Source organism: Mucilaginibacter sp. PPCGB 2223 (genome assembly GCF_001705515.1).
Taxonomy (GTDB): domain Bacteria; phylum Bacteroidota; class Bacteroidia; order Sphingobacteriales; family Sphingobacteriaceae; genus Mucilaginibacter.
Map to the genome: position 1 here is coordinate 518253 of NZ_MDJS01000004.1, position 26622 is coordinate 544874.

Here is a 26622-nt window from a genome sequence, read left to right on the forward strand (position 1 = left end):
TTTAATTACGGTAAAATAAACCATGGTTTTTTAGTGTGATAATCCGGGGCTAAAGCGCCAATATTATTCAAAGCCGGTACGTTCCAAATGTACTCCGAGTTGTAACGCGGCCTTAACAGGTAAACCTGTTTACCTGCATTATCAGGATACAATGGGGATGGTTTTTGGAAACCCTGGAATATCGATGTATCGTAGCTATACCTGCGCTCGTCGCACCAGGCCTCTATAGCACCCCAAACATACAGTGCGATGAATTTTTGCTGCAGGATATCGGCCAGTGTTAAGGTAGCTGCCGATTGCTTTACGCAAGGGCCGGTTAAGTACGCTGTTTTAGCAGCGGCGCTTATCACGTTTTGCGTACCCGTTAAATTGTCTCCCTGTGGTGGGTTGCTGCAAAAATCAAGGCTACCTGTTATACCGTTAATATAAGCTGTGTACGCACCTGCCAGGTCGCCCTTCTTAAACAAAGCTTCGGCTTTGAAGAACTGTACTTCGGCATAAGTATCTAAAACCCCCCTCGCGTTGTCGTTATAGATATACTTTTGCGTGGTACCTGCATTCGAAGGATAGGCAGCGCCGGTATAACCGGTGCCGTTACCGTTACTAAACAGGTATGGTATTAAGGTGTTGGCATCTGCTGAGTTTGGGTCGGCGCCTGCGCCAATCACACCACGGTAAACGCCATCTTTACTCTGCGCTATCAGGATATTAATGCGCGGGTCTAAAGTATTGTTAGGGGTCGACGAACCGGTGAAGATACGACCGTCGAGCAAACGAACAATAAAATCCGATTGACGGAACGAACCCAGGTTCGCCCGTAGTGGCCCCCAGAAATTCGAATCGCCCGATACCGAACCATTATTTTTTATGCTGGCGTTATCGGCATTGCTCACAAACGAGCTATCAACATATTTGGCAACAAGCGTTGGGTTAAATATTGATTTGTTGGTTAAATGTAACTGGTTTTTGGCCAAAATGGCATAACAAAATTTGATCCATTTGGTGCGATCGCCGTAGTACATATAATCACCAACTTTAAGGGCCGGGGATATAGTCAAGTGGTCGGTGTTGATAGCCAGGTTAAAGTAGTTGATGGCCATCTGCGCATCTTTTACAACTTCGGCATAAACATCCTCGGGTACATCATAGTCAAAAGTAAGGCGGCTTGGGTCAAACGCTTCCTTTACTATCATGTTGTTGTACTCGTCGGCACCAGCCTGCCATCCCCAGGCGCGCATGGCCCAGCCCGCACCAACATAGTCCCATTGTTGTTTTGGTATGGCATCCTGCCAAAGCAAGCCGGTATTGGCACCAAGGCTGAAGTAAACCGAGCGCCAAATCTCGCCGCCGCTGTCGCTTCCCACAGCATACCCTTCCTGATCCCAAACATTTTGTGATGCCGATGAGCCCCATATCTGCGCATACTGCCCTACAAAACGGCTATCAAACCAAACGCCGCGCTCCATGCCGGCCAGCATCGATGGCATTAAAGCTGATGCCGAAACCGCTACCGGTGCATTGGGGTTGTTATTTACATCTACATATTTTTTACAGCTGCTCGCCGTACAAAGCGTTAAGGCTGCAAGTATTGTATATTTTATCTTTTTCATTGTCTCTTAAATTTATAGCTTAACCTTTAAACCTAACGAAATTACACGCGGGGTTGGCAGCGTTCCGAAATCAAAACCACTCGAACCCGGGCCTGTTTCCGATGCGTTGTTACCATTCACATCAGGGTCGGCACCGGTGTAATTCGTCCACATAAACACATCGGTAGCGGTTACAAACACGCTCGCAGCTTTAAACAGCTTTTGCCTGCTTAGTATGGTTTGTGGCAATTTATAGCTCAAAGTAATATCTTTAAGTTTCAGCCAGTTGATGTTGTGCTCAACAAAGTCGGCATCGATATTACTGGTATAGTAAGTGTTTTGATAGTATGGTGTGATCTGGATAGTGTTAACCGTTGGGTTAGCGGTGTTTTCCTTGCCATCTTTAATAACACCCGGTACTATAACAGGTGTCAGGCGGTCAAGCGTACGGGTACTTAAACCGTAACGGGTTAAAAACAACTCATTGCCGTTAAATACGTCGCCGCCTTTGCGGATATCGAACAGGAAGCTCAGGTCAAAACCTTTAAAGCTAAAATGGTTACCCAAACCTACCTGGAAGTTGGGTATCCTATCGCCAACGGTACCAAAGGTTGCATTGCTGATAGGCAAACCGCTTTGCGGGTCAACCAATATCTGACCGGCATTGTTGCGTGCATAATTGTAGGCTGCTATATTGCCTGTGCTGCTGCCTGGGAATACGCTCACGCGTACGTTCGAGTACAACCAGGTATCAGAGTTATAATACTCAGGCAAGCCGCCTAAACTTTTAACGGTACCGTGCGCTTTGGTAAAATTAAGCAACACATCCCAGCTAAAATCTTTTGTTTTAACAGGTACGCCCGTTAAACTTATCTCAACGCCATGGTTATCAACTTCGCCACCATTGATATAGGCCAAAATGTAACCTGTGGCGTAGCTGGTGCGAGGCGCAAATATTTGGTTAGTGGCCACCACACTGTAGTAGCTGATATCGGCACCTAAGCGGCCTTTAAATAACTGAAATTCAACACCCAGGTCGAGTTCTTTATCACGCTCAGGTTTCAACAACGGGTTGTTGCCGGTTACGTTATAAGCAAACCCGCCGCCGGTTGTGGTTTGTTGCGATAAGGTTGATAATATCTGGTAAGGGGCATAAGGATCTTTACCTACCTCTGAGTATGATGCGCGGATCTTTCCATACGATAACCAGTTGCTGTTTTTAAGCGCTGGTATTTCGGTAAAGATATAACCCAAACCTACCGATGGATAGAAGTAATGATCTTGTGTAGTACCCGATAGTTTTGACGAATACTCTTCCCTTGCAGTTGCGTTAAGCGTTAAAGCCTCCTTGTAAACCACGCTCAGGTTAGCAATACCCGATGCGTACCTAACACGTTTCAGGTAATCTGATGTACGTTGTTTGGTAGGGTCGGTGTTGTTAATGCTGTTAAAGTTAGGCTGCGCAAAGTTTTGTCCGTAAAAACCATTCACGTCATCGCTGTTGTTAATAATCTCGGCACCTACGCGTAGCGTTGTGCGGAAATTACCGAAGGTTTTTTTAACGGTCGCAAACACGTTACTGTTGATCTGCAAGTTGTTGTCGTTGAAATTATCAATGATACCATTTGCACCAATACCCGTTGTTGCAGCAAAGCTGTTTACCGGCGAATTTTGGTAAGCCGAGCTTGCCTGGCTGGTGTAATTGTTACCGGCTGTCGAAGCAAAGTCGATACCCACAATACCGCGGAAGTTTAACCATGGCGTAGCGTCGAACGACAGGTCGGCGCTGGCTTTTATACGGTTGGTTTTATCTTCGCTGATGTTGTTGTGAGCATCCCAAATAGGGTTGTCAAAATCAATGCTGTTATCGGCTAAACTGGCTGTCGACGGGATAAGCGTTCTTTTCGAACCGTCAGGGTTTTGATAGTTCCTAACATCATCATAAGTAGGCCATGTCAACGCGTCGATGTAAGTACCCGTGTTACCCTTATTCAATTTACGGTTGTCAATATTAAAATAGTTAAAAGTAGCGCTGCTGGTTAGTTTAGATGATAGTTTGGACTGACCCGAAAAGAACAACGATAATTTATCATTATATGCTACCGGTAATACACCTGTTGCATTCCTGAACTGTGCCGAAATACGATACGATGACTGATCGTTACCACCTTCGAAAGCTACATTATTGGTAACCGTTTTACCGGTTTGCATAATGTTTGCCAGGTTATTATAAGTCGTGGTACCAGGCGCGTAAGCAGGGCCAAAGGCTGTACGTACGGTAGTGCTGGTAGCACCGTTTTGCCCTACACCAAATACGGTTTGTACTTGGGGGAAGCGGTAAGCGGTAGCAAAACCAAAGTTGTTATCATAGGTAAACGAACCATTTCCGGCGTGGCCCTTTTTGGTAGTGATAACGATAGCACCGCCAGAAGCTGATGAGCCGTAAACTGCAGCAGCATCGGCTCCTTTTAATACTGTTACCGATTCAATATCATCAGGATTAATATCTGCAATACGGTTGGTAAAGTCGGCACTGCGGTTCGGGCCGTTCGATGCTAACAATTGCTGGTCAACAGCATCGTTACTAACGCGCACCCCATCAACTACAAACAAAGGGTTGTTGCTGCCACCTATAGAATTGTACCCACGCAATACAATTTGCGATGAAGCGCCCGGGGCGCCACTTGTACTGGTCACTGTTGCTCCGGCTACACGACCTTGTAAAGCGTTCAAAAAGTTTTCGCGTTGGGTATTGGCAATATCTTCACCTTTTACCGTCTGCACTGGCGATGTCAGGTCGCGCTGACTTTGTTTAACGCCGAAAGCGCCGGTTACAACAACCTCATTAAGCGCATGGCTGTCTTGTGCCAGCTGTACGTTAATTATTGTTGATGCCCCTACAACCTTTTCCTGCGTAACAGTCCCGATATAACTAAATACCAGTATTTGGCCTGTATTGACAGAGATACTGTAAGCACCGTTAAAATCGGTAGTGGTTGCCTTTTGTGTGTTTTTAACTTTAACAGTTACCCCCGGTAGCGGGGAGCCGTCGTCGGCGGCTACGACCTTCCCTTTAACAGTTACTGTTTGTGCAAACGAAGTTGCTACATAACAAAATACTGCGAAGAAAAGAGTGAGTAGAGCTTTTTTCATACATGATTTGTTTAATGTTAGTTATTTATTTGTGTTTGGTAGTTGGTGCGTTTTTGGTGATTATTGTATCAGTTAGTGCAAATCAATTCGAATGCTTAGTGTCCAACCCGTCGAAACCTGCAATAAAATGCAATAAATTTAGTTATCTTAACTGATAAAGCTAATTTATGCAAATTAATTTTTATTTCTTGCATATTTTATACAATTTTATTTTCGATACATGCAGAAACCCGCAATATTTAACCTAAACAAGTTTTTAATTAACTAACATGCTAAAAAAAGAACGCCATTCGCTTATCATTAAACAGGTTAATTTACACAATAAGGTGCTTTCTGCCGACCTTGCCCTGCAGTTAAACGTGTCTGAAGACACCATTCGCCGCGATTTGAACGAGATGGATGAGGCCGGCGAAATTGTAAAGGTACATGGCGGCGCACTGTCGCGCTCGTACCACTATCCTTTTAAGTACAGCGATGTTTACGCCGCTGATGCCAAAAAGAAGATCGCACACAAAGCGATCAGCTTAATTAAGGATGGCATGGTTATTTTAACAGGCGGCGGCACCACCATGATCGAGATGGTGGGAATGTTACCCAAAACCTTAAGCGCTACCATATTTACGATAAGTCCGCTTGTTGCCCTGCAACTGGCCGATCACCCGCTGATCACCGTCATCCTCATAGGCGGGCAGTTTTCAAAAAACTCGCAGGTTTGCGTTGGCCCGCAGGTTACGGGTTATTTAAACGAGATACGTTTCGATTTTTGCTTTCTAGGTACCAATGGCATTTCGTTGAGCGACGGTGTTACCGATTCTGACCTGGATATCGTCCAGGTAAAAAAGTCGATGATCCGTTCGTCGAACAAACTGGCAGTGATGTGTATTGCCGAAAAACTCAACTCTTCACAGCGCATACGCGTTTGCGAGCTGAGCCAGATCAGTTGCCTGATAACCGACCTCGACCCGACAGATCAGATCTTACAGGCTTACAGCCGCGAAAATATACAGTTATACTGATCTAAACAGGAAAGCTGATCTTCCCCATCAGCGTCGCCGGGTTCGTTCCGATGGCAATGGGTTCGCCGCAAAGCGTTTCATTACCCAACAATGCAAAAAGTATGGCCTCTTTAGCATCCGGGTCGATGCCCAGACCGGCAGTACTGCTGATACTTACATCTCGTAAACCTTGTTGCAGTTGCTTCATGATGAACGGATTGCGGTAACCACCGCCACTTACAAACAATTTCAAATTTTTACCCGGATAATTGTCCCGTATAACACTCACAATAACTTTTGCCGTTAAAGTGCTCAGGGTAGCTACTATATCCGCCGGTGTTATATTTTGTGTGCCCGATAATTGCTGCGCCCGCTCCACATAGCCTAAATTAAATAACTCGGGGCCGGTGGTTTTAGGGAAACTTTCTTTAAAAAAGGAATGTGACAACAGCTCGTTTAATAAAACTTCATTTACTTCGCCCGAAAAAGCGATCTTACTGTTCTCATCAAAATCGCGATTAAAGTACTTCTTGCAGGCTGCATCAATTAAGGTATTCCCCGGGCCGATATCAGTGCACATAATTTTAGCCGGATCGCTATCTGCGGGCAGATAAGTCAGGTTGGCTATACCGCCCATATTTAACAAAATGCGGTCCTCACCGGCCTTAGTACCCAAAAGCACATCGCCGTATAAAGCCAACGGAGCTCCTTCGCCACCTGCTGCCAGGTGCTTTTGCCTGAAATCGCTGATGGTCAGAATGCCGGTTTTTACAGCCAGGTGGTCGCCATCACCAATTTGCAGGGTTGCGTTGGGGTAATCAGCGTTTAAATGCAGGCGCTTAGGCGCGTGATAAATGGTTTGCCCGTGGCTGGCGACATAATCAACATCGAGCGGATCAATGCCCCATTTTTCCAAACAATCCAGCACCAACTGCCCATGAAAATTACCAATGTACGCGTTTAGTAAGGTAAGCTTTTCGAGATTGACAGTTTGTTTGGAAAACACCTCGCGAATGGCGTTTTTAAATTCGGTCGAATAAGGTAAAGTTGCAAATTCATGCAAATAAATTTGCGTTTTTAAACCATTTCCTGCAAACCTGCAAAGCGCCACGTCCAATCCGTCGAGCGAGGTTCCCGACATCAGGCCAATGCCTAACCTTTCGGTTTTCGAGGCTATTTCAACCAGTTTTGTGAGATTGCTGTTTAAATGCTGCATTAATCAAAGATAAAGATATCGCCACGCATAAAATTATTTTTTTTATGCATCTATGTGCAGGGTTCTGATATATTTGCTTAGAATTTACCTTTTCTTTATCATATGGCCAGATTAAATTTATTAGAAGAAACCCGGTACGAAAAGCTGCCGGTGACTGTCTATCCCGACCAGTTAACCGCATCGGTAAAAGTTGCACAACGTATTGCAGCCCTCATCCGGTCAAAAAAAGAAAAGGGCGAAAAGGCCGTTCTGGGCCTGGCGACCGGAGTTACCCCTTTGCAGGTTTATGCCGAATTGGTGCGTATGCATAAAGAGGAAGGACTAAGCTTCAGCAATGTAATTACCTTTAACCTGGACGAGTATTATCCCATGAAGCCCAAGGCTGCCCAAAGCTACGTGAGCTTCATGAACGAGAATTTGTTCAACCATGTGGATATCAATAAAAACAACATCCACATCCCTGATGGAAATTTAAAGAAAGAGTTTATACAGTCGTTTTGTTACGATTACGAACAAAAGATCAACAGCCTTGGCGGCCTCGACCTGCAGATATTGGGCATCGGCCGTACAGGCCACATCGGTTTTAACGAGCCTGGCTCGGCGCCCAACAGCGGCACCCGCCTGGTTACGCTCGACGACCTGACCCGCAGCGACGCCTCGCGCGATTTTGGCGGCAAGGCCAACGTACCTACCAAGGCCATCACCATGGGTATCGGTACGATATTTAAGGCCCGCGAGATCATCCTGATGGCCTGGAGCCAGAAAAAGGCCCCGATCATTAAAAAAGCCGTCGAAGGCGAAATATCGGGCGATGTACCGGCAACCTTCCTGCAGTTATCAGATAATGTGGAATTTGTGCTCGATGCAGGCGCAGCATCGTCGTTAACCCGCTTCGATACGCCATGGCTTGTTAAAGATTGTGCCTGGGATAACACTTTAAAGAAAAAAGCGGTGATCTGGCTGGCCCGTACTGTAAACAAGCCGGTTTTAAAGTTAACCGAAGACGATTACAACAACCATGGCATGGCCCAACTTGCCGTTGAGCTGGGTCCGGTTTACAACATCAACATCGATATTTTTAACCAGATACAACATACCATTACCGGCTGGCCCGGAGGCAAACCCAATGCCGACGACAGCGACCGCCCCGAACGCGCTTACCCGGCACAAAAACGGTCGGTTATTTTTTCGCCTCACCCCGATGACGATGTGATATCGATGGGCGGCACATTTATCCGCCTGGTCGACCAGGGGCATGATGTGCATGTGGCTTACCAAACATCGGGCAATACTGCCGTTTGGGATGATGACGTGTTGCGTTATATGGAGTTTGCCATCGATTTTAACCATAGCATCGGCGAAAGCAACGCCAGGCTGAAAGCCATATATGAGGATATGCGCAAGTTTATTGCATCCAAACAGCCAAACCAGGTTGATACGCCCGAAGTGCGCGATGTGAAAGGTTTCATCCGCAAAAGCGAAGCCATATCGGGCGCCCGTTATGCCGGATTAGAGGATAATCATATCCACTTTATGGCGCTCCCTTTTTACGAGAGCGGTAAAACGCAGAAGAACACCGTTGGCGAAGCCGATATCAAGTTAACCATGGATCTTCTGAAAAAAATAAAACCGCACCAGGTATTTGCCGCCGGCGATTTTGCCGACCCGCACGGTACGCACCTGGTTTGTTTTAACATCATACTGGCAGCGCTTAAACGTTTGAAAGAAACCGAAGACTGGGTTAAAGATTGCTGGCTATGGCTTTACCGCGGTGCCTGGTTTGAGTTTGATGTGCACGAGATCGAGATGGCTGTACCCTTATCGCCGCAGGAGGTGGAACGTAAACGTAACGCTATCTTCAAACATCAGTCGCAAAAAGACAGGCCGGTTTTCCCGGGAGAAGACGCGCGCGAATTCTGGGTACGCGCCGAAGACCGCAACCGCGATACTGCCTGCCAGTACGATAAGCTTGGCCTGGCCGAATATGAGGCAATGGAAGCTTTTGTACGGTACAAATACTAATCGGTGAGTGGGGATTGGTGAACAGGAGGCCGTTGGACCGGTTTGTAATTTATTTTATATCTTGGATATTATTTAACCAAATAAACCCCTTTTAGCATGAAACAAGCCCTGGGCCCTAACCGCCTGCTATCACTCGATGTTTTCAGAGGCATAACGGTTGCCGCAATGGTACTGGTAAACAATCCTGGCGACTGGGGTCATATCTATGCCCCGCTTGAACATGCCGCCTGGAACGGGTGCACCCCAACCGACCTGATATTTCCCTTCTTTTTGTTTATCGTCGGCGTTTCTATCGTGTTTGCCATGGAAACAAAAAAGGCCGATCCGGCCAATCACAAAAAGCTGATGCTGAATGTGTTGAGGCGGGCGGGCATCATTATGCTCCTGGGGTGGCTGCTATCGGCATATCCATTCTATAATTTCAACGAACATCACTTCATCAACCTGCATACGCTGCGCATACCAGGTGTATTGGTCCGTATCGGTATCGTATTTGGCATCTGTGGCACGCTTTACCTCAATACTACCCGCAAAACCCAACTATGGCTGTTCTGGATATTCCTCATTGGCTACTATCTGATCATGACCCTGGTACCTGTTCCTGGTTTTGGCCCGGCAAACCTCCAGCCCGAAACCAACCTTGGCGCCTGGATAGACCGCACTTTGATAGGCGAAGCTCATTTATGGAAAGAATCAAAAGTTTGGGACCCCGAAGGTTTACTGGGCACCATACCTGCGTGCGGCACAACCTTGTTCGGCATCATGATCGGCACCTGGCTCAAGCGTAAGGATAAAGACGAAGCCACCAAAATAGCCTGGATGTTCAGCACCGGTTTGGGTGCGGTGATGCTGGGTTTATTGTGGGATTTGTTTTTCCCGATCAATAAGGCACTTTGGTCGAGTTCGTATGTTTTATATGCGGGCGGCCTCTCCACCTTAGGTTTGGCTTTTTGCTACTGGATAATTGATGTTCAGGGTTATAACCGTTTCGTCAAACCTGCGGTTGTTTACGGTGTCAATGCTATTTTTGTATTCTCGTTTTCGGCAATACTGGTGCGCACACTGGGCTTTATCCACGTCACCGAAAAAAAGATAACACTAAGCCAGTATATTTTTCAAACGGTGTTTAAGCCCCATTTTTCGCCGGTAAACGCATCGCTGGCCTGGGCCATTTGCTTTAACCTGTTCTTCATGCTCATCCTGTGGATCATGTATAACCGTAAGATCTTTATCAAAGTATAAATTACCTGATAACAGTAATGTAGCCGGATGTATTAATAGAGGTACGGAAGTATGTATTAACCGCTGTAAGTACCCAATAATACGTCCCGCCCGGAACAGGCTTACCATCAAACTTACCATCCCATAATTTATTGATATCGTAGCTGGTAAATAAAAGCTCGCCTAACCTGTTGTATATCTTAAGGTTTTTAAACGTCCCGTAACCGCTTATGGTTATGCCGAAATAATCGTTAACCCCATCGTTATTCGGCGTAAAGGTATTAGGCGCCGTGATAGTTGGCGGCGGTGGCGGGTTAACCGTGACGGCAATAGCCTTGATGGTATAACACCCGAATTTGTTTGTCGCCTTAATATAATAAATGCCGCTGTAGTGCAGATTGTTAAAGTTGGTAAGCGGCACTGTAGCCAGCGGATCGCTGTAGTAAGTGTATGTTAAACTGGTATCGGCTGTGAACGTTGCCGACAGATCGATGCCCTCGGGATAAGTAACCGGGGCAGGCCTTACCGGGTTAAATATCGGGGTACTAATAATGATCTTAACAGGCAAAATATTGGAGCAGCCAAATGGGTTGCTTGCTTTAACATAATATACACCGGGGCCAAGCGACGTAGGGTTCGGCAGGAAGTTTACCCCATCCGGATCGGAATAGTACGCATAGGTTAAATTAGGGCTGCTGCCTCTTACATATGATGGCTTTGTAATATCGACCGTCCCCTGCCCAGGGCATATCGCTATCGAATCGGGCAGGTTAAAATCAAATTCGGCATTAATGGCGTTGATGGTGGTATGCAAAGTATCCCTACAGCCTAAACCCGCAAAAGGCACGATGATCAGGTTATATTTGGTTTGATCAGCTGGCGGCGGGGTGATGGTTAAGCTGTATTGTGTACCTAATAATTTGGTATAGTCTTCGTTATACCAATAATATTGATCGAAACCGGCCGGCGAATAAAGCTTCAGCGATTTTTCGTTCGTGCAAAAAGCATTCCCGGTAATTGCCGAGCTGCATCCCTCGTTAACATCAAGATAAGCATAACCGAAATGCCCTCCCGGCGTACAGCAGCGGGCAGTAAATTCGAGCCGCATAACACGCCCGCCATATCCGCGCAGGTTAATACTCGCCGGGGTCCAGTCTTTATAATAAACAATGCCTTTGCTGTTATTAAACAGCGACTGTTTAAAGCCCGGCAAACTCGAGCCGGCATTATATGAAAACGATGCACATGGGATGTATTGACCCGTAGCTACGTCATATATCTGTGCCGAAAACAAGGGTTTTTGTTCGGTGGTATGATTCGTGCCTCCGGGCGCCGGATCCTGCAATACACAGGCGTAGTTATAAAAGATGGTATAGTCTGACGCGTTTGCCGGAACAGTGAAGGTATACGAAATACGCTCGGCTATTGATGGAACATCAGAATTACCCAACTGGATAGAATAATTACTGCCGTTTGGACATATACGCGAGAACCCGCCATAAGCGTCAACGCCGGGGGTACCGTTTTTATAATACATAGTGTGCCTTCCCGGAACAGGGCCGGTTGCCGTTAAGTGCAAAACACCGCTTTGATCTACGGTACCAGCAGAGCAATCCCAATTAGTAAAATTACCATCTTCGAACCCTATATTGGGCGGACAGTTTTGTGCAGTAGCCCTCAGGGTGAAAAGCGCGATGAATAAGAGTACATATTTATTCATTCAGCAAAGATTTAAATTAGTATCCTGGTGGGCTCAACAGCAGTTTACGTATAACGTATAATATTACGCAAATTGTATCAACATAAACAAATAAAAAAAGTCCTGGTTTTTAGCCAGGACTTATAATTCTTATTGAGTAATTTACCGGTTCTTATTGCTGATCGATAATCGTTCTGATCACACGGCCATCCGGGGCCATAATTACCTTTTCGCTACCGGTTTCATCGGCCAGGCTCAGCTTATACGATACCTTGCCTTTTTCTTCAACCTGGCTGGCTTCGGTTATTTTCAGTTCGGGAAAGTTCTTTTTCAAACCGTCGAACACGTCGGCAGGCAGACTCGATACCGGCAGGCCAAACTGCTGCGATATCATTTTGCCATTCTGATCGTAAACCAATTGGTGTGCAAATTGCTCAACGTTAAAAGTAGCTTTGTAATGTTTGCCGTCTTTCTCCCAATCTACCCTGGTCATGTTTGGATATTTGGCCGAAAAATCCTGAGTGATGTCGGCCGGCAGATCGCCGGTGCCTATATATTGCGCTTTAGCGTAAAATCCAAAACTTAAGGTAAAGATGGAAATTAGTATTAATACCTTTTTCATAATGATAATGATTTAATTGTTTTAATAAATTAATTTCAATAGCAAAGATAATACATTGTATAATTATCAACAAATTAATTTAATTTTTGAAATTATGTTAAACAATCGTATATTTTTTTATGATCGTTTAATTAACGTCCTGATTCGCTTTGTTTTTTTAACGATCTCTCAATAATTGGAATGGTTTTTTTGATAATAGTTTAAAGAAACAGGATAATATTTGCGAATAATTCTGTATTATTTGGGTTACATTATCAAAAATTTATCATAAACTTTTCTTCCGGTCACAAAAAAAGCCCCCGGCAACCGGGAGCTTTCCATTTTTTCTCTGGCACTCTAATTATAAATACGATTGCAACAGGTTGCTGCGCGAAGTGTGGCGCAGGCGTTGCAGGGCTTTGTCTTTAATCTGGCGGACGCGTTCGCGGGTCAGGTTATATTTCTCGCCTATCTCTTCCAGCGAAAGCGGATAGTTGTTACCTAAACCAAAAAACAGCACGATAACTTCGCGCTCGCGCTCGGCTAAGGTTACTAACGACCGCATGATCTCCTGCGACAGCGATTCTTCCATCAGCAGATCGTCGGTAGTGGGCTCGTTATTCTGCAAAACATCCAGTAAGGTATTCTCCTCGCCCTGTACAAACGGCGCATCCATACTTACATGGCGGCCCGAATTGCTTAACGAATCGGATATCTTTTCCTCGGTGGTCTCGAGTATCTCGGCTAACTCGGCTTGCGACGGCTCACGCTCATACTCCTGTTCCAACTTTGAATAAGCCTGGCGTATTTTGTTTAACGATCCGATCTGGTTAAGCGGCAAACGCACAATACGCGATTGCTCGGCAACGGCCGACAGGATCGACTGACGGATCCACCATACTGCGTACGATATAAATTTAAAGCCCTTGGTTTCATCAAAGCGTTTAGCCGCTTTAATTAAACCCAGGTTCCCTTCGTTAATCAGGTCGCCAAGGGTTAAGCCCTGGTTCTGATATTGCTTGGCTACCGAAACAACAAAACGCAAATTGGTTTTGGTTAAGCGTTCCAATGCAGCCTGGTCTCCCTCCCGTATTTTCTGTGCCAGTATAACCTCTTCATCAGCGGTTATCAGATCTACTTTGCCAATCTCGGTCAGATATTTATCCAACGACTGGGATTCGCGGTTAGTAATGGATTGGGAAATTTTGAGTTGTCTCATTTTTAAAACCTCGTGAAAAAATACACTCTGTGTTCAGAGTGTTGTACAATGTAGTAAATTACTTTCGTGATAGTCCCTCTATAAACGAAATAAATTATTTGCAAATTGTTATCTGGCTATCCCTCCTACTCATTATGACACAATACTGATAAGTAATTTGTCGCAAACAGATAGACACAACTCCCGGCAAATTTATTGATTCTGGTGCTATAACGCATTTTGAGCCAATATTGTTTCGAGGTGCAAAGGTAAGGTTTAAAAATTACTTTTACAATACTCATTATAAGTTGTTTGCATGCAGTGTTTAAATGTTAATATCAGGTGACAATCAGTATGTTTACCAGCCGGCGGATGATATAGAACGAGGCATATGTTCGGAGAACAGGCCCGGCGCCAAAATGTTTACACTTTGTTTTCACAGATCAATGTTTGTATTTTTAGCATCTTTACGAAACGTCAAAATTAAATTCTGAACCTAAATAGCCTACATGAAAACAGTACACTTTTTACCTTTAATAGCTATGGCAATTACTTTGGCCTCGTGCGGAGGCGGTCATCAAAGCAATAGTGCCGGCAGCGTTTCGGCCGATAACCCGTTGCTAAACGCCAGTACATTGCCCTTGCAGGCCCCGCCTTTTGATAAAATTAAGGATGCCCACTTTAAACCGGCAATGGAAGAAGGCATGAAACAACGCCTGGCCGAAGTGCAAAAAATTGCCGATAACCCCGATGCGCCGACTTTTGAAAACACGCTTGCAGCGCTTGAGAAAAGCGGGCAGCTGCTTACCCGGGTTAACTATGTGTTTAACGTACTAACCGGCGCCAATACCAACCCGACATTACAGAAGATACAGGAAGAGGAAGCGCCCAAGCTCTCGGCCAACCAGGATGCTATATTCCTGAACAGCAAATTGTTTAAACGCGTGGAAGCTGTTTACAAAAAGCTCGAAACGCTGAAATTAGATGCCGAATCGAAACGCCTGGTCGAATTTTATTATCAGAAGTTTGTACTGGCCGGCGCAAACCTGAACGATGCCGACAAAGAGGCACTGAAAAAACTGAATGCCGAGGATGCCACCCTCGAAGCCAAATTTACCAATAAGCTATTGGCTGCCGCAAAGGCCGGGGCATTGGTTGTAAGCGATAAGGCCGAACTTGCGGGTTTATCTCCAGGCGCACTCGACGCCGCTGCCCAGGCCGCCAAGGCAGCTAAAATGGACGGCAAATGGCTCATCCCATTGCAAAACACCACACAGCAGCCGAGCCTGCAATCGTTAAGCAACCGCGCCACCCGCCAGAAACTTTTTGAGGCTTCGTACACCCGCGCCGAAAAGAACGATACCAATGATACCCGCGCCACCATAGCGCGCATAGCACAGATACGTACGCAGCAAGCCAAATTATTGGGTTTCGCTAACTATGCCGCCTGGAAACTGCAGGACCAGATGGCCAAAACGCCCGGGGCAGTCGAGAAATTCGTGAGCCAGTTGGTTGGCCCTGCAACAGCCAAAGCCGGTCGCGAGGCGGCCGATATACAGGCCCTGATCGACCAGCAAAAAGGCGGGTTTAAACTGGAGCCTTACGACTGGAATTTTTATGCCGAGCAGGTACGCAAAGCTAAATTCAATTTAGACGAGAGCGAGATAAAACCCTATTTCGAGCTCAACAATGTGTTGCAAAACGGTGTGTTTTATGCCGCTAACCAGCTGTATGGCCTGACATTTAAAGAGCGTAAAGATTTGCCTGTTTACCAGGCCGATGTGCGCGTATTTGATGTGATCGACCAGGATGGCAGCCAGATCGGCTTATTCTATTGCGACTACTTTAAACGCGATAATAAATCGGGCGGCGCCTGGATGAGCAATATGGTCGATCAATCAAAACTCCAGAATCAAAAACCTGTGGTTTATAACGTTTGCAATTTTACCAAACCCGCTCCCGGCCAGCCGGCACTGATCAGTTTTGACGATGTGACCACGATGTTCCACGAGTTTGGCCACGCATTGCACGGCCTGTTTGCCAACCAGCAATACGCCAGCATTTCGGGCAGCAATACCGCACGCGATTTTGTGGAGTTCCCATCGCAATTCAACGAACACTGGGCGCTCGATCCGCAGGTGTTTAAACACTACGCCGTACATTACCAAACCCACCAGCCTATGCCTCAGGCTTTGGTGGATAAGATCAAAAAGGCCGGCACCTTCAATCAGGGTTATGCCCTTACCGAACTTTTAGCAGCTGCCGACCTGGATATGCAATGGCATACCTTAGGCGCTAATGCCCCGCTGCAGGATGTAGATAAATTTGAGGCGCAGGCCCTGCACAACACGCATTTGGATTTGCCGCAGGTGCCAACACGCTACCGGTCAAGCTACTTTTTACACATTTGGAGCAATGGTTATGCTGCCGGTTACTATGCTTATTTGTGGACCGAGATGCTGGACGATGACGCTTTCGCCTGGTTTACCGAGAATGGAGGCCTGAACCGTAAAAACGGACAGCGTTTCCGCGACATGGTATTATCGCGCGGCAATACCGAAGATTACAATAAAATGTTTGCCGATTTTCGCGGCCACGCACCATCTATCCACCCAATGCTGGTTAAGCGTGGTTTGGTTGAGAAATAAATCAACCAACATATATATCTAAAGAGAGGCCGTTTTCATGGCCTCTCTTTGTATTTTCTTCTATTGCTTACTGAAGTTTTACTACGGCCGATCCTGCGGTTACCGTCGACGAATTTTTATTCGCATCAACCGGTAGTCTAAACTGAAAATGACCATTGCTGTCTGTTGTCGTCCAGAAACTTTGCAACCCGGCATTCAATCGCACACTTGCATTCGATAACCTTCTGCCTGCCGTATTTTCGACGGTCCCTGCTACACTGTTGGCTGTGCTCAATTCTGTCGAGTTATCCCTGAAGGCAAACGTGCCAAAAACGTTATCGAAATAAACCTCGCAGTAATAATGGTCCATCAAACCATCGCCATGCAGGGTGAAACTTTGCACAATACTTTGACCATTGGTAAGTTGTACCGATGCACTTTTGCTGAATGTTGATTGAATGGTCCTGTCGCCGGTTTCGCCCAATCCTAAAAATGAAAGGAAACCGGGTTTGTCGACTTCAATAGTTGAACTGCTGATAACCGTCGACTGAAGATCGGAAGCGGTTACCTGGTGCGATACGGTTTCTGTTTCATCGACGCCACCATTTTGAAATGACGCCTGCGAGCCATCCAATTTATGCGCTATCGAAAACCGTGCAGGATCGAGTTGTGTCTGAGCTCCGTTAGGGCCGGTAAACGGATCCAAAGCAAGCAGCGAAGCTATCGAACGCGCGTCAAGGTTCCATTGCGCATCTCTTGCTCCGGGTGGCCTGTTTACTAAACCACCTAATGCAGCCTTCAATTGCCAGGCGCTCGGCGTTTTTAAAGTTGGGTTATAACCCAGCAATACAAACTCCATTTTACCGCCTACCTGACACCATAATAGCTTAACATCGGTGTAAAAGCAAATCACATCGCCATCTCCCGGTCCGCCGTTACTGGCTTTGGCCTGCATGGTTTCGGTTTCGGAGCTGCTTACCGCATAAGTTTGCTGGTTGGTGACCGAGTTTGAAACCGTTTGATTGATGGCCTGTGATCCTAAAGCATCTGTCAGGAGACCATTCACGGTATTTAATGCCGCTCCTGCCGCCTTTACGTCCGGGTCATCAATTAACGAAAACGCTTTGGATAGGTCGCCCAGATCTTTTTGTATGCCACTTAATGTAGTAAAGCCAGTGCTGATCGGTGTTGTAGTACTGTTAACCGAACTAATCTGAAAACTGGAGCTATAGCCTTGTAAGGTGGAGTTTGATATTGACGAGGTGTTTAACTTTTTCGAATCAACAACCGGTGCATAAACTATTTTAACAGGCAAAACCGGCAAGGTAACAATACCAGCACCGGCAACATGCCAGTTAATTTTTAATATGTTATTTGTTTGCTGCCAAGACTCTAAAAGCGACGATCTGCGAGGTGGAACGTTACCATTGGTGTAACAGGTTACGTATGCATTTACATCAAGCACATTATTAAACAATATTTCGCTTTCGCCATTATGCACTGTTTTGGTTTGCGATCCCACGGTTAGGGTTAAAGTATTAGCCGCGGATACCCAATTGCGTATAGTAAATCGCAGTGCAACACGTAAATTGCGGTTGGCATTTACAACGCGGTAAATATTGGTGATGTCTCTCTGATCTATTATTACGGTTCTGTTAGGCCCAGGAAGGCCCAAATCGCGTGAGCTCTCCCGCGATCCCGGACTTACAATATGGTCCGAATGCTCAACCGGCATGGCATAGTTTATAACCGGGTTGTTATTATTGATGTTAATTTCGCCGACTCTTACGGTGGTATCCTTTTGGGGGAACGGAAATTTGATTTCCTGCGATTGGATTTTGGTAATCAGATCGGGATACGAAATTTGTGCCAACAACGTGCTGCTGATCAGCAACAGTAAAAAGCTGAATTGATATTTCATGATACATTCGGTTTATGCTGAATAATGATCGAATGTAGATAGATGCTTAAACAACGAATACCGTAAAAATACCCTTATTAGGTTCGTCATATCACCTTTTATAAGCATGAATTATGCATTTGGTGACGTATGGCGTTAAAATAGCAAAGCCATCCTAACCGATGGCTCTGCTATTATTACATATTTACAGCCTTAATTTGAGTATGATCAAGGTTCTGTATGCCGTACTTAACGGTGAGCTCGCCCATTAATTTAATAAACTCGGGGCTTGGCGGCCCTGATGGCGGAGGTGGTAGCTCGTGCTTCTCGGCTGGGCGGCTTACCTCAATAAACATCTCCTCCAAACCGGCCGGGGTTACCTGTAAGAGATATTTTGCGGTATCTGTCTGTATTTTAAACCCGTGCGGGATGCCTTTGGGCAGGTAGATATGATCTCCGGCTTTTAACAAGGCTTCCTTTCCGCCGGCAGTAAACAGGATTTCTCCTTCCAAAACATAAAAGCTTTCATCTTCGCGGGTATGGGTATGCCCCGGCGGCTCCAGGCCCTTGCGCATAATGGTTTCTATCAAAGCATATTTACCATCGGTATCTTTACCGGTGGCAATAAAGGTTAAAAAACCGCCCATATACCAGCGGGCCCTTTCGAGGTTGTTGTCGGGGTTAAGATAAATAATTTGGCGATCCATAGGTTTTGGTTTAATTAACTAAAGCTAAAGATTCTAAAATAACCAAACAATTTTTTTTGAATGATTAACTCGCCCGCGATTTACTTCCCAACCATAAACACCGCGTTGCTGAACAACAGTTTACCATTTTGCCAGAAACTACGGAAGAGCGGGTCGTCGGCCATGTAGATAATGCTGCCGTGGCCGGCGTTCTGCACACCCAATACCATGCCTTTGCTTAGTTTGGCTTTGGTTTTCTGGCCTACAAAACCGGTTACATAGGCATCTTTGCTGATGGTGCCCACGTTCCAGCCATCATCGCCTAAAAACTCAAACAGTTCGTCGTTGAGTTTAAGGGTATAGTAAAAATCGGGCAAACCAAAACCCAGCGGGTGGGTATTATCAATATTCACTTTGTAAATAGCACCGGGTATGCTGTTTTTGAGCGATTCGCGGTCGCGGTTATCATAAGCTTTCGGCAGGTCATCAGCAGATTTCTTATCGGCTTTATCGTCTTTTTTCTCTTCTTTATTTTTGAGCAGGAAACCTTTTTTATCGATTAAGCCCGATGCCCCGTTTTCCATCGCGATAAGCTTTCCACCCTCGTTCACCCAGTTCAGCAGCTTATCATTCGGCACCGAATTATAGTTACCGTCCGGAAAGATCGCCACATCAAAATCACTCATCCTGATGCGGCCCAGGTCCTGCACGCGTACCACGGTAACCGGGTAGCCAATTTGCTGCTCAAACAGCTGCCATACTTCGCCCATCGCTGCCGACGAAATGCCATCGCCTGCAACGAGCATAATATTGGGTTTGCTGATGTAACGGATAGAAGACGAACCCAGATCGTTACCCTTATCAACAAAACCCGAATATAAATTGCTTAAGGGGCGGTTAAATTGCGACGCAAGGTGCAATACCAGTTCGTCAAAATCAGGCTGCCTGTTACCTGCACGGGCTATAATGAGCGATCCGGCGGCAAACTGCCTGCCCACCGCTTCAAATGGTTTTTCCGAATATCTTACTTTGATACCGGCTTTTAACAATGCCGCTAAAAACTGCACGTCCTGCATCGATCTCCATTCGCACACATAAGCATACGGTGCGGGTGGCAAAAGTTTCACCTCGTTAGCGAAAGTCATCTTTGCGGTTTCGGGCTTAATACTTTGCTTAAGGCCGTAGGCTTTCAGGCCGTAAGCATAAGGCATAGCCCAGGCGGTGATATCGTAGGTGTTTGAGTCGGCTACAAAAGTTTTAGGCTCAAAAAGCACGTTTAGCAGCACGGCCTTAGGCTGGTGCGCATCGATCACCATATCGTTGGGGTCAACGTTAAAGGTTTCGGTTTTATTAGTGAAATAGTTATAGCCCGAAACACCTTTGGGCCCGCCAAAACCGTATTTGATCCCATTACGGTCGAGCACCCCGGCCAATGCTTTAATGTTATCCGGGTTATCGTTTTTTACCACATATCCCTTGTACTCGCCGGGAGGTTCGCTTACGCTGATATCGAAAAATTTTTTAAACTCGGCAATGAGTTTCGGCGCGTTTGCCGATGCCGTTTCCACAGTACTCATACCGGTAGTGTAATGGTGCAAAATACGGTCGGCAAGGGTTAAGGTATCTCCATCGTGTTTTATCACAGCCAAACCGGCGCTGATACCGGCCTGCTCATAAGTCATGCCGATGGAACCGTTGTATAGCGGGTAGGTATCGCCGTATGAAGGGTATAACAAGTCGAACTCTTCTTTAGTAAAATACATCCAGCCATTTTTATCAAAGTATTTGGCATTGTTTTTACCGATGGTGGTTTGAAACTCGCGCTGCCATTTGCTGATCACCTTGTGGAAAGGCTCGGCGGCAGGCGCAAAATAATAAGGTGCGTTGACACCCTGTTCGTGAAAGTCGACGTGCACCTGCGGCAGCCACTGGTTGTAAAAACCCACCCTTGCCTGCGATTCCTTTTGCGTTTGCCAGGCCCAGTCGCGGTTCAAATCAAAATAATAATGGTTAACCCGGCCGCCCGGCCATGGCTCCATATGCTCGCGCGAAGCAGAATTGGCATCGGGCGCCAGCTCGCGTACCGAATTGTAAAAGTTAATATAACGTTCGCGGCCATCGGGGTTAAGGCAGGGATCAATCACTACAACAGTGTTTTTGAGATACTCCTTGGTTTGAGTATTGGCAGGGTCAACCAGGTCGAACAGGGTTTGCATGGCAGCTTCGCTGCTGCTTGGCTCGTTACCGTGCACGTTATAGCTTAGCCAAACAATAGCCGGGGTAAGTGCGCTGGCTGCACCGCTTTCAATCCCGGCAAGGCGCAGGTTATTTTTGCGGATGTCTTCGAGACGGTTGATGTTTTCGCCGGATGCGATGAACATAGCCAGCAGCGGCCTGCCTTCGTTAGTGCTGCCATATTGTTGCAGCTTTACATTTTTTGAGCTTTGCGCGATGTATTTAAAATAGTCGGCTATCCGGTAATGCGGTGTAAATTGTTCGCCCAGCCTATAGCCCAAAAACTCGGCCGGCGATTGTATTTTTTGCGCCTGCGCGCTGATACAGAAACAAAAGGTGAGGACTAAGGTCAGGTATCTTCTCATAGAAAACAATATAGATTGACTAAGCTAATAATTTATCAGGAATGTTGATTACATCTGTAACGCAAAAACGTGTTGAGCCGATGTGGTATCCGGAAACCGCTTTTAGAAAGGAGGCTCCTCCGGAGCCAGGGTCTTCGGTTTTGTACTTCACAAATCGCCGAAAGGCACATCCAGCAGTTCGAAATTTTGCCAGCCGATAAAATCAAAGTGCCACCATTCGTTGCTCAGCTGCCTGAAGCCGTGATGCTCCATCGCGGTTTTAAGCGTCAGCCGGTTTTTTAATACCTGTGCAGGCAGGTTAGGGTAATCGGCTGCAGCCATAGGGCTAAAACTGTCAAAAGGTGTGGGCATATCCAGTTCTTTACCGGTTTTAAGATCGATCAGACTTAGGTCGACAGCACAGCCCCGGTTATGTTTTGAGCCTTTTTTAGGATTGGCCACGAAGTTTTTATCGCTGGCTTTTTTGTAAAACTGGACGGTTACCGAATAAGGTCGATAAGCATCATAGATCTTTAAACCCAAACCCAGCAAAGCCAGTTCGGCCTCGACAGCCTTTAAAGCTTTAACAACCGGAAAACGGGCAAAAGCACGTGCCTGGTTATACATGCGCTGGTGCATAAAGTTATTGGTGGTAGCGTAGCGGATGTCGAGCTGTATGGCAGGCACCTGTTTACTGATCTCAATCAGCTGTTTTTCGGGCGCAAGCTTAATCTGCTTTTTATAATCGCTTGCGCTGATGACATGCAGCGAGTCGCGGTAATCCTGCGCCCAGGCGCCAAAAGCTAAAAGTAATAAGATGGCGAACAGAAATTTGGCCTTCATACCGTTTAACGATGCGATACGATGAGCAGGTCGAGATCTTTACAAGGGATCTTAAACCTGTCGCCAATATGTTTGTTGGTTAGGTGCCCCTGGTAAATGTACACCGAGTTACGCACACCCGATTTTTGCCAGATCACGTTCTTTAGCCCGCCATGCTCGCCGATATCCAGCAAAATAGGCGTAAAGATATTGGTCAGCGCATAGGTTGCGGTACGCGCTACGCGCGAGGCGATATTGGGTACGCAGTAATGGATCACATCGTGCTTGCGGAAAACAGGATGCGTATGGTTGGTTATTTCGGAAGTTTCAAAACAGCCGCCCTGGTCGATACTCACATCGATAATGACCGAGTTGGGTTTCATCCGGCTCACAGTAGCTTCGGATACGATGCACGGGCTGCGGCCCGATTCGGCACGCATAGCGCCAATGGCTACATCGCAGGTGGTAATGGCTTTCTCCAAAACTATAGGCTGCACTACCGAGGTAAATACCCGGCTGCCGATGTTGTTTTGCAAACGGCGCAGCTTATAGATCGACGGATCGAACACCTTCACCTGCGCACCTAAGGATATAGCGGTACGTGCGGCATATTCGCCAACGGTACCTGCGCCTAAAATCACGATCTCGGTAGGCGGCACGCCGGTTATCCCGCCCAGCATCAAGCCCTTGCCATCGAACACGTTACTCAGGTATTCGCCGGCTATCAGTATCGATGTCGCACCCACGATCTCGCTCATGGCACGTACCACGCTCAGCGAACCGCCTTCGTCTAAAATATCTTCAAAACACAGCGCGGTTACCTTTTTCTGGATAAGTGCGTTAATGTATTCGGGTTTTAAGGTGGAGTGCTGCAGGGCCGATATCAGCGTTTGATGGGGTTTCATCAGCGCTATCTCCTCCAGCGTCGGCGGCGCTATCTTGATAATAATGTCGGCCTGTTCGTAAACCGATTTACTGTCATAAACTATCCTTGCGCCCTGCTCGCTGTAATGGTTATCGTAAAAATTGGCGGCTTTGCCGGCATTGGTCTCTAAAACAACCTCGTGGCCGTTGTTGATGAGCAGCGCTACCGAAAGCGGCGTGAGCGCGATGCGGTTTTCCTGGAAGGATGTTTCGCGCGGAATACCTATGTAAAGTTTGTTCTTTTTATTTTTAACCTCCAGCATCGACTCCTGCGGCTGCATCATGGCTTGCTTCGCGACGTCGGAAAACCCGCTTAAAATCCCTGAACTCATAGTATTTCTATTTCCGGTTGATGAAGGTACACAAAAAGATGCTCATATTAAATACTGCTGATATGAATTTCTCTTTTATTATCCGCTAATATTTCAATATTGATATCTAAATAATGGTTTGGCAGAAGATCTGCTATTTTTTCGGGCCATTCGATAAAGCAATATTCGCCCGAATAAAAGTATTCTTCATAGCCCATATCCAGGGCTTCTGTTTGGGTTTTGAGTCGGTAAAAATCAAAATGATATATTTTACCTTTCGGGATAAGGTATTCGTTTACGATAGAGAACGTAGGGCTGCTGATATTTTCATCAGTACCCAAAGCCGAGCACAGCGCTTTGATCAGCGTGGTTTTACCTGCGCCCATCTGCCCGTGAAAAAGGAAGATCTTTTGTTTACCGGCAGCTTCGATGATGGAGCGGGCGGTATTATCGATAGTATCGAGGGTAGAAGTCATAATATTCACTTATAAAAAATTGTCATTTCGAAGGAGCAATGGGAGGGACTGAGTGACTGTGCGACTGAAAAATCTTCTGCAATCAGCAAAACGTCATACATTTAGCAGAAGATTTCTCCTCACGCCCTGCACTTACCCTACCCGCATTCGTCGAAATGACATATGGTTTTTTATCCCGGACTCAAGTTAAGTTATATCGACATCAAATATAATAAATCATTAAAAATAAACTTTCAATAAATTTTGAAAGTTAAATAATGTTTGTACATTTGTATATGGAATTGGCAGAAGCAAAGCAAAAGTTTATCGAATCGTGGGGCAAGTTAGGTTCAGAATGGGGTATTAACCGTACCATGGCTCAGGTACATGCCTTATTGCTCATCACACCCGAGGCGCTCACCACCGAAGAGATCATGGAGCAACTGAGCATATCGCGTGGCAACGCCAATATGACCCTGCGCGACTTAATTGGCTGGGGACTGGTTGAGAAGCAATTAAAACCCGGCGAACGTAAAGAGTACTTTTTTGCCGATAAAGATACCTGGAACATTGCCCGGCAAGTCGCCAAAGAGCGCCGCAAACGCGAGCTCGACCCGATCATCAAAATACTCGACGAACTCACGAAGGTAAAGGGCGATACAAAGGATCCGGAGTATGCCACCTTTAATAAATCGGTAACCGATATTAACAAACTGGCAAAAAACGTTGATAAAACTTTAGAGACCATGCTCAAAGCCGAAGAGAATTGGTTCTGGGGATCGGTTATCAAGATCTTTAAATAGGTCTTTTTTTATGACTATATATTTCAATTATTACTGAAAATTCAAATAAAATGAATACTTTAAAAAACTATCTGATCCTATACGATGCCGAATGCCCTATGTGCAGCCTGTATACCAAAGCCATGGTGAATACCGGCACGCTCGAACGCAAAGGCCGTAAGGCTTATCAGCGTGTACCAGTAGCCGCCTGCCCTATGGTCGACAGGCAGCGCGCCGTGAACGAGATAGCCCTCGTTAACCAAACCACCGGCGAAGTAACATACGGTATCCAAAGCCTGTTTAAAATCATCGGCAATGCTATACCGGTACTTAAACCCCTGTTCGCGTTTGGGCCGTTTGTATGGTTGATGAGCAAGGTTTACGCCTTTATATCTTATAACCGCCGGGTCATTATCCCTGCATCCCATGCAGATACCACTACTCAATTACAGCCAACTTTTAAACTGCATTACCGTATTGCTTACCTGCTATTCACCTGGATAGTTACTGCTTTTGTGCTAACCCGTTATGTACACTTAATGTACGGATTGTTGCCGATAGGCACCGCTTACCGCGAATACTTGGTTTGCGGTGGCCAGATCATCTTCCAAAGCGTAGTCATCAGCTTCTTTGCAAAGGATAAGCTTTGGACATACCTCGGCAACATGATGACCATCTCTTTCGCCGGCGCATTGTTATTCCTGCCTGGTCTGGTATTAGCTCATTTTGCCCATTTACAACCTTTGTTTTATGTACTGTACTTTTTAACCGTAGCCGGGTTAATGTTTGTAGAACATATCCGCCGTACGGGGTTATTAAACCTGGGCCGGGCATTAACCATCAGTTGGGCAAGCTACCGCCTGCTGGTTTTATTACTGATATTTTTAGCCAACTAAGTCATGAAATACAAAAAGATCATTCTCGCCGGCGGTAACGGTTACCTCGGCGGCGTACTGGCCGGTTACTATCGCAACCTTGCCGATGAGATCATTATTTTAAGCCGCAAGCCTAAAGCAACCGATGGCAACATCAAAACGTTGGTATGGGATGGCAAAACCGAAGGAGACTGGGTAAGCCAACTGGAAGGTGCCGAAATGCTCATCAACCTTTGCGGTAAAAACGTAAACTGCCGTTACACCAACACCAACCGCGAGGAGATCGTTAACTCACGCGTAGCACCTACAAAGCTATTAGGCAAAGTAGTCGAAAAACTAAAAGAACCGCCAAAGCTTTGGATCAATCTTTCTTCAGCTACGATATACCGCCATGCCGAAGACCGCCCGCAAGATGAAGCAACCGGCGACATTGGTTACGGTTTTTCTATCGATGTATGCCAGCAATGGGAAGCCGCCTTTTATGAATCTATCACACCTAAAACCCGCAAAATAGCTTTACGCATGGGCATCGTACTCGGCATGGCCGACAGCGCTTTCCCACGCCTGTTCAACCTGGTAAAATTTGGTTTGGGCGGCAAACAAGGCGATGGCAAGCAATACCTCAACTGGGTACACGAGCAGGATGCCGCCCGCTGCACTGAGTTTCTATTGCAACATACAGAGTTAGACGGCGCAGTCAATTGCACCGCTCCCGCACCTATACAAAATGCCGCTTTTATGGCCACTTTGCGCAAAGCCTGGGGAATACCTTTCGGCTTGCCAACCGCGGCATGGTTGTTAAACATAGGCATGGCTGTCGTCGGCAGTGAACGGGAATTGATACTTAAAAGCCGCTGGGTGATACCTACGCGGCTGTTGGATGCCGGTTATCAATTCCTCTTCGCCGAAGCGGAGTATGCGATTAAAGACCTACTGAGTATTACTAAATAACTCTATATTGACCTTA

General features: G+C 46.2%; 19 protein-coding genes. 7 read left to right on the top strand and 12 right to left on the bottom strand.

The annotated features are described in order from the left end of the window. Nucleotides 1-5: 5 nt before the first annotated feature. A complete protein-coding gene (locus BEL04_RS20675; RefSeq protein WP_066007061.1) occupies nt 6-1610 on the bottom strand; it encodes a SusD/RagB family nutrient-binding outer membrane lipoprotein in 1605 nt (534 codons plus the stop codon). Nucleotides 1611-1622: 12 nt separating this feature from the next. Further along, entirely contained in the window at nt 1623-4742 is a 3120-nt protein-coding gene (locus tag BEL04_RS20680) for a SusC/RagA family TonB-linked outer membrane protein (protein WP_066007062.1), read from the bottom strand. Between the two features lie 269 nt (nt 4743-5011). Here BEL04_RS20680 and BEL04_RS20685 point away from each other — a divergent pair, with 269 nt between their 5' ends. After that, entirely contained in the window at nt 5012-5758 is a 747-nt protein-coding gene (locus BEL04_RS20685; protein WP_066007063.1) for a DeoR/GlpR family DNA-binding transcription regulator, read from the top strand. A 1-nt stretch (nt 5759) separates the two neighbouring features. On the opposite strand, the gene BEL04_RS20690 is transcribed toward BEL04_RS20685, so the two are convergent. Then, the gene (locus BEL04_RS20690; RefSeq protein WP_066007064.1) at nt 5760-6953 is read right to left on the bottom strand and encodes an anhydro-N-acetylmuramic acid kinase; all 1194 of its coding nucleotides are present in this window, start codon (nt 6951-6953) and stop codon (nt 5760-5762) included. A gap of 102 nt (nt 6954-7055) precedes the next feature. Between BEL04_RS20690 and nagB the strand changes: the two genes are divergently transcribed. After that, complete coding sequence (gene nagB, locus BEL04_RS20695; RefSeq protein ID WP_066007065.1) at nt 7056-8975, top strand: glucosamine-6-phosphate deaminase; 1920 nt, start codon at nt 7056-7058, stop codon at nt 8973-8975. Between the two features lie 96 nt (nt 8976-9071). After that, a complete protein-coding gene (locus BEL04_RS20700; RefSeq protein ID WP_066007067.1) occupies nt 9072-10217 on the top strand; it encodes an acyltransferase family protein in 1146 nt (381 codons plus the stop codon). A gap of 1 nt (nt 10218) precedes the next feature. On the opposite strand, the gene BEL04_RS20705 is transcribed toward BEL04_RS20700, so the two are convergent. The 3 genes from BEL04_RS20705 to BEL04_RS20715 all read right to left on the bottom strand — a co-directional run bounded on the left by BEL04_RS20705 (nt 10219) and on the right by BEL04_RS20715 (nt 13715). Next, entirely contained in the window at nt 10219-11916 is a 1698-nt protein-coding gene (locus BEL04_RS20705; protein ID WP_066007068.1) for a gliding motility-associated C-terminal domain-containing protein, read from the bottom strand. A gap of 151 nt (nt 11917-12067) precedes the next feature. After that, nucleotides 12068-12517 carry a PepSY-like domain-containing protein gene (locus BEL04_RS20710; protein WP_066007069.1) on the bottom strand — a complete coding sequence of 150 codons (450 nt, stop codon included), beginning with the start codon at nt 12515-12517 and terminating at the stop codon, nt 12068-12070. 340 nt (nt 12518-12857) lie between these two features. After that, nucleotides 12858-13715: an RNA polymerase sigma factor RpoD/SigA gene (locus BEL04_RS20715; protein ID WP_066007073.1), complete on the bottom strand. Its 858-nt coding sequence runs from the start codon at nt 13713-13715 to the stop codon at nt 12858-12860. 488 nt (nt 13716-14203) lie between these two features. On the opposite strand from BEL04_RS20715, the gene dcp reads away from it, so the two are divergent. Then, nucleotides 14204-16342 carry a peptidyl-dipeptidase Dcp gene (dcp, locus tag BEL04_RS20720; protein ID WP_066007075.1) on the top strand — a complete coding sequence of 713 codons (2139 nt, stop codon included), beginning with the start codon at nt 14204-14206 and terminating at the stop codon, nt 16340-16342. A gap of 67 nt (nt 16343-16409) precedes the next feature. Here dcp and BEL04_RS20725 read toward each other — a convergent pair whose 3' ends face one another. The 6 genes from BEL04_RS20725 to tsaE all read right to left on the bottom strand — a co-directional run bounded on the left by BEL04_RS20725 (nt 16410) and on the right by tsaE (nt 24019). Continuing rightward, entirely contained in the window at nt 16410-18242 is a 1833-nt protein-coding gene (locus tag BEL04_RS20725; RefSeq protein ID WP_066007077.1) for a carboxypeptidase-like regulatory domain-containing protein, read from the bottom strand. Nucleotides 18243-18418: 176 nt separating this feature from the next. Next, entirely contained in the window at nt 18419-18928 is a 510-nt protein-coding gene (locus BEL04_RS20730) for a cupin domain-containing protein (RefSeq protein WP_066007079.1), read from the bottom strand. An 80-nt stretch (nt 18929-19008) separates the two neighbouring features. Then, nucleotides 19009-21507: a M14 family metallopeptidase gene (locus BEL04_RS20735; RefSeq protein WP_066007081.1), complete on the bottom strand. Its 2499-nt coding sequence runs from the start codon at nt 21505-21507 to the stop codon at nt 19009-19011. A gap of 147 nt (nt 21508-21654) precedes the next feature. Further along, the gene (locus tag BEL04_RS20740) at nt 21655-22329 is read right to left on the bottom strand and encodes a M15 family metallopeptidase (RefSeq protein WP_066007084.1); all 675 of its coding nucleotides are present in this window, start codon (nt 22327-22329) and stop codon (nt 21655-21657) included. Nucleotides 22330-22334: 5 nt separating this feature from the next. After that, nucleotides 22335-23564, bottom strand: a complete 1230-nt coding sequence (locus BEL04_RS20745) for an alanine dehydrogenase (RefSeq protein WP_066007090.1) — start codon at nt 23562-23564, stop codon at nt 22335-22337. A gap of 47 nt (nt 23565-23611) precedes the next feature. Further along, nucleotides 23612-24019, bottom strand: a complete 408-nt coding sequence (gene tsaE, locus BEL04_RS20750) for a tRNA (adenosine(37)-N6)-threonylcarbamoyltransferase complex ATPase subunit type 1 TsaE (RefSeq protein WP_083228017.1) — start codon at nt 24017-24019, stop codon at nt 23612-23614. A 275-nt stretch (nt 24020-24294) separates the two neighbouring features. On the opposite strand from tsaE, the gene BEL04_RS20755 reads away from it, so the two are divergent. From BEL04_RS20755 to BEL04_RS20765, 3 genes are read left to right on the top strand one after another with little or no spacing between them, the layout of a single operon-like run. Then, the gene (locus tag BEL04_RS20755) at nt 24295-24801 is read left to right on the top strand and encodes a GbsR/MarR family transcriptional regulator (RefSeq protein ID WP_066007332.1); all 507 of its coding nucleotides are present in this window, start codon (nt 24295-24297) and stop codon (nt 24799-24801) included. A gap of 50 nt (nt 24802-24851) precedes the next feature. After that, a complete protein-coding gene (locus BEL04_RS20760; protein ID WP_066007094.1) occupies nt 24852-25676 on the top strand; it encodes a DUF393 domain-containing protein in 825 nt (274 codons plus the stop codon). A gap of 3 nt (nt 25677-25679) precedes the next feature. Next, nucleotides 25680-26606 carry a TIGR01777 family oxidoreductase gene (locus tag BEL04_RS20765; RefSeq protein ID WP_066007096.1) on the top strand — a complete coding sequence of 309 codons (927 nt, stop codon included), beginning with the start codon at nt 25680-25682 and terminating at the stop codon, nt 26604-26606. Nucleotides 26607-26622 lie beyond the last annotated feature (16 nt).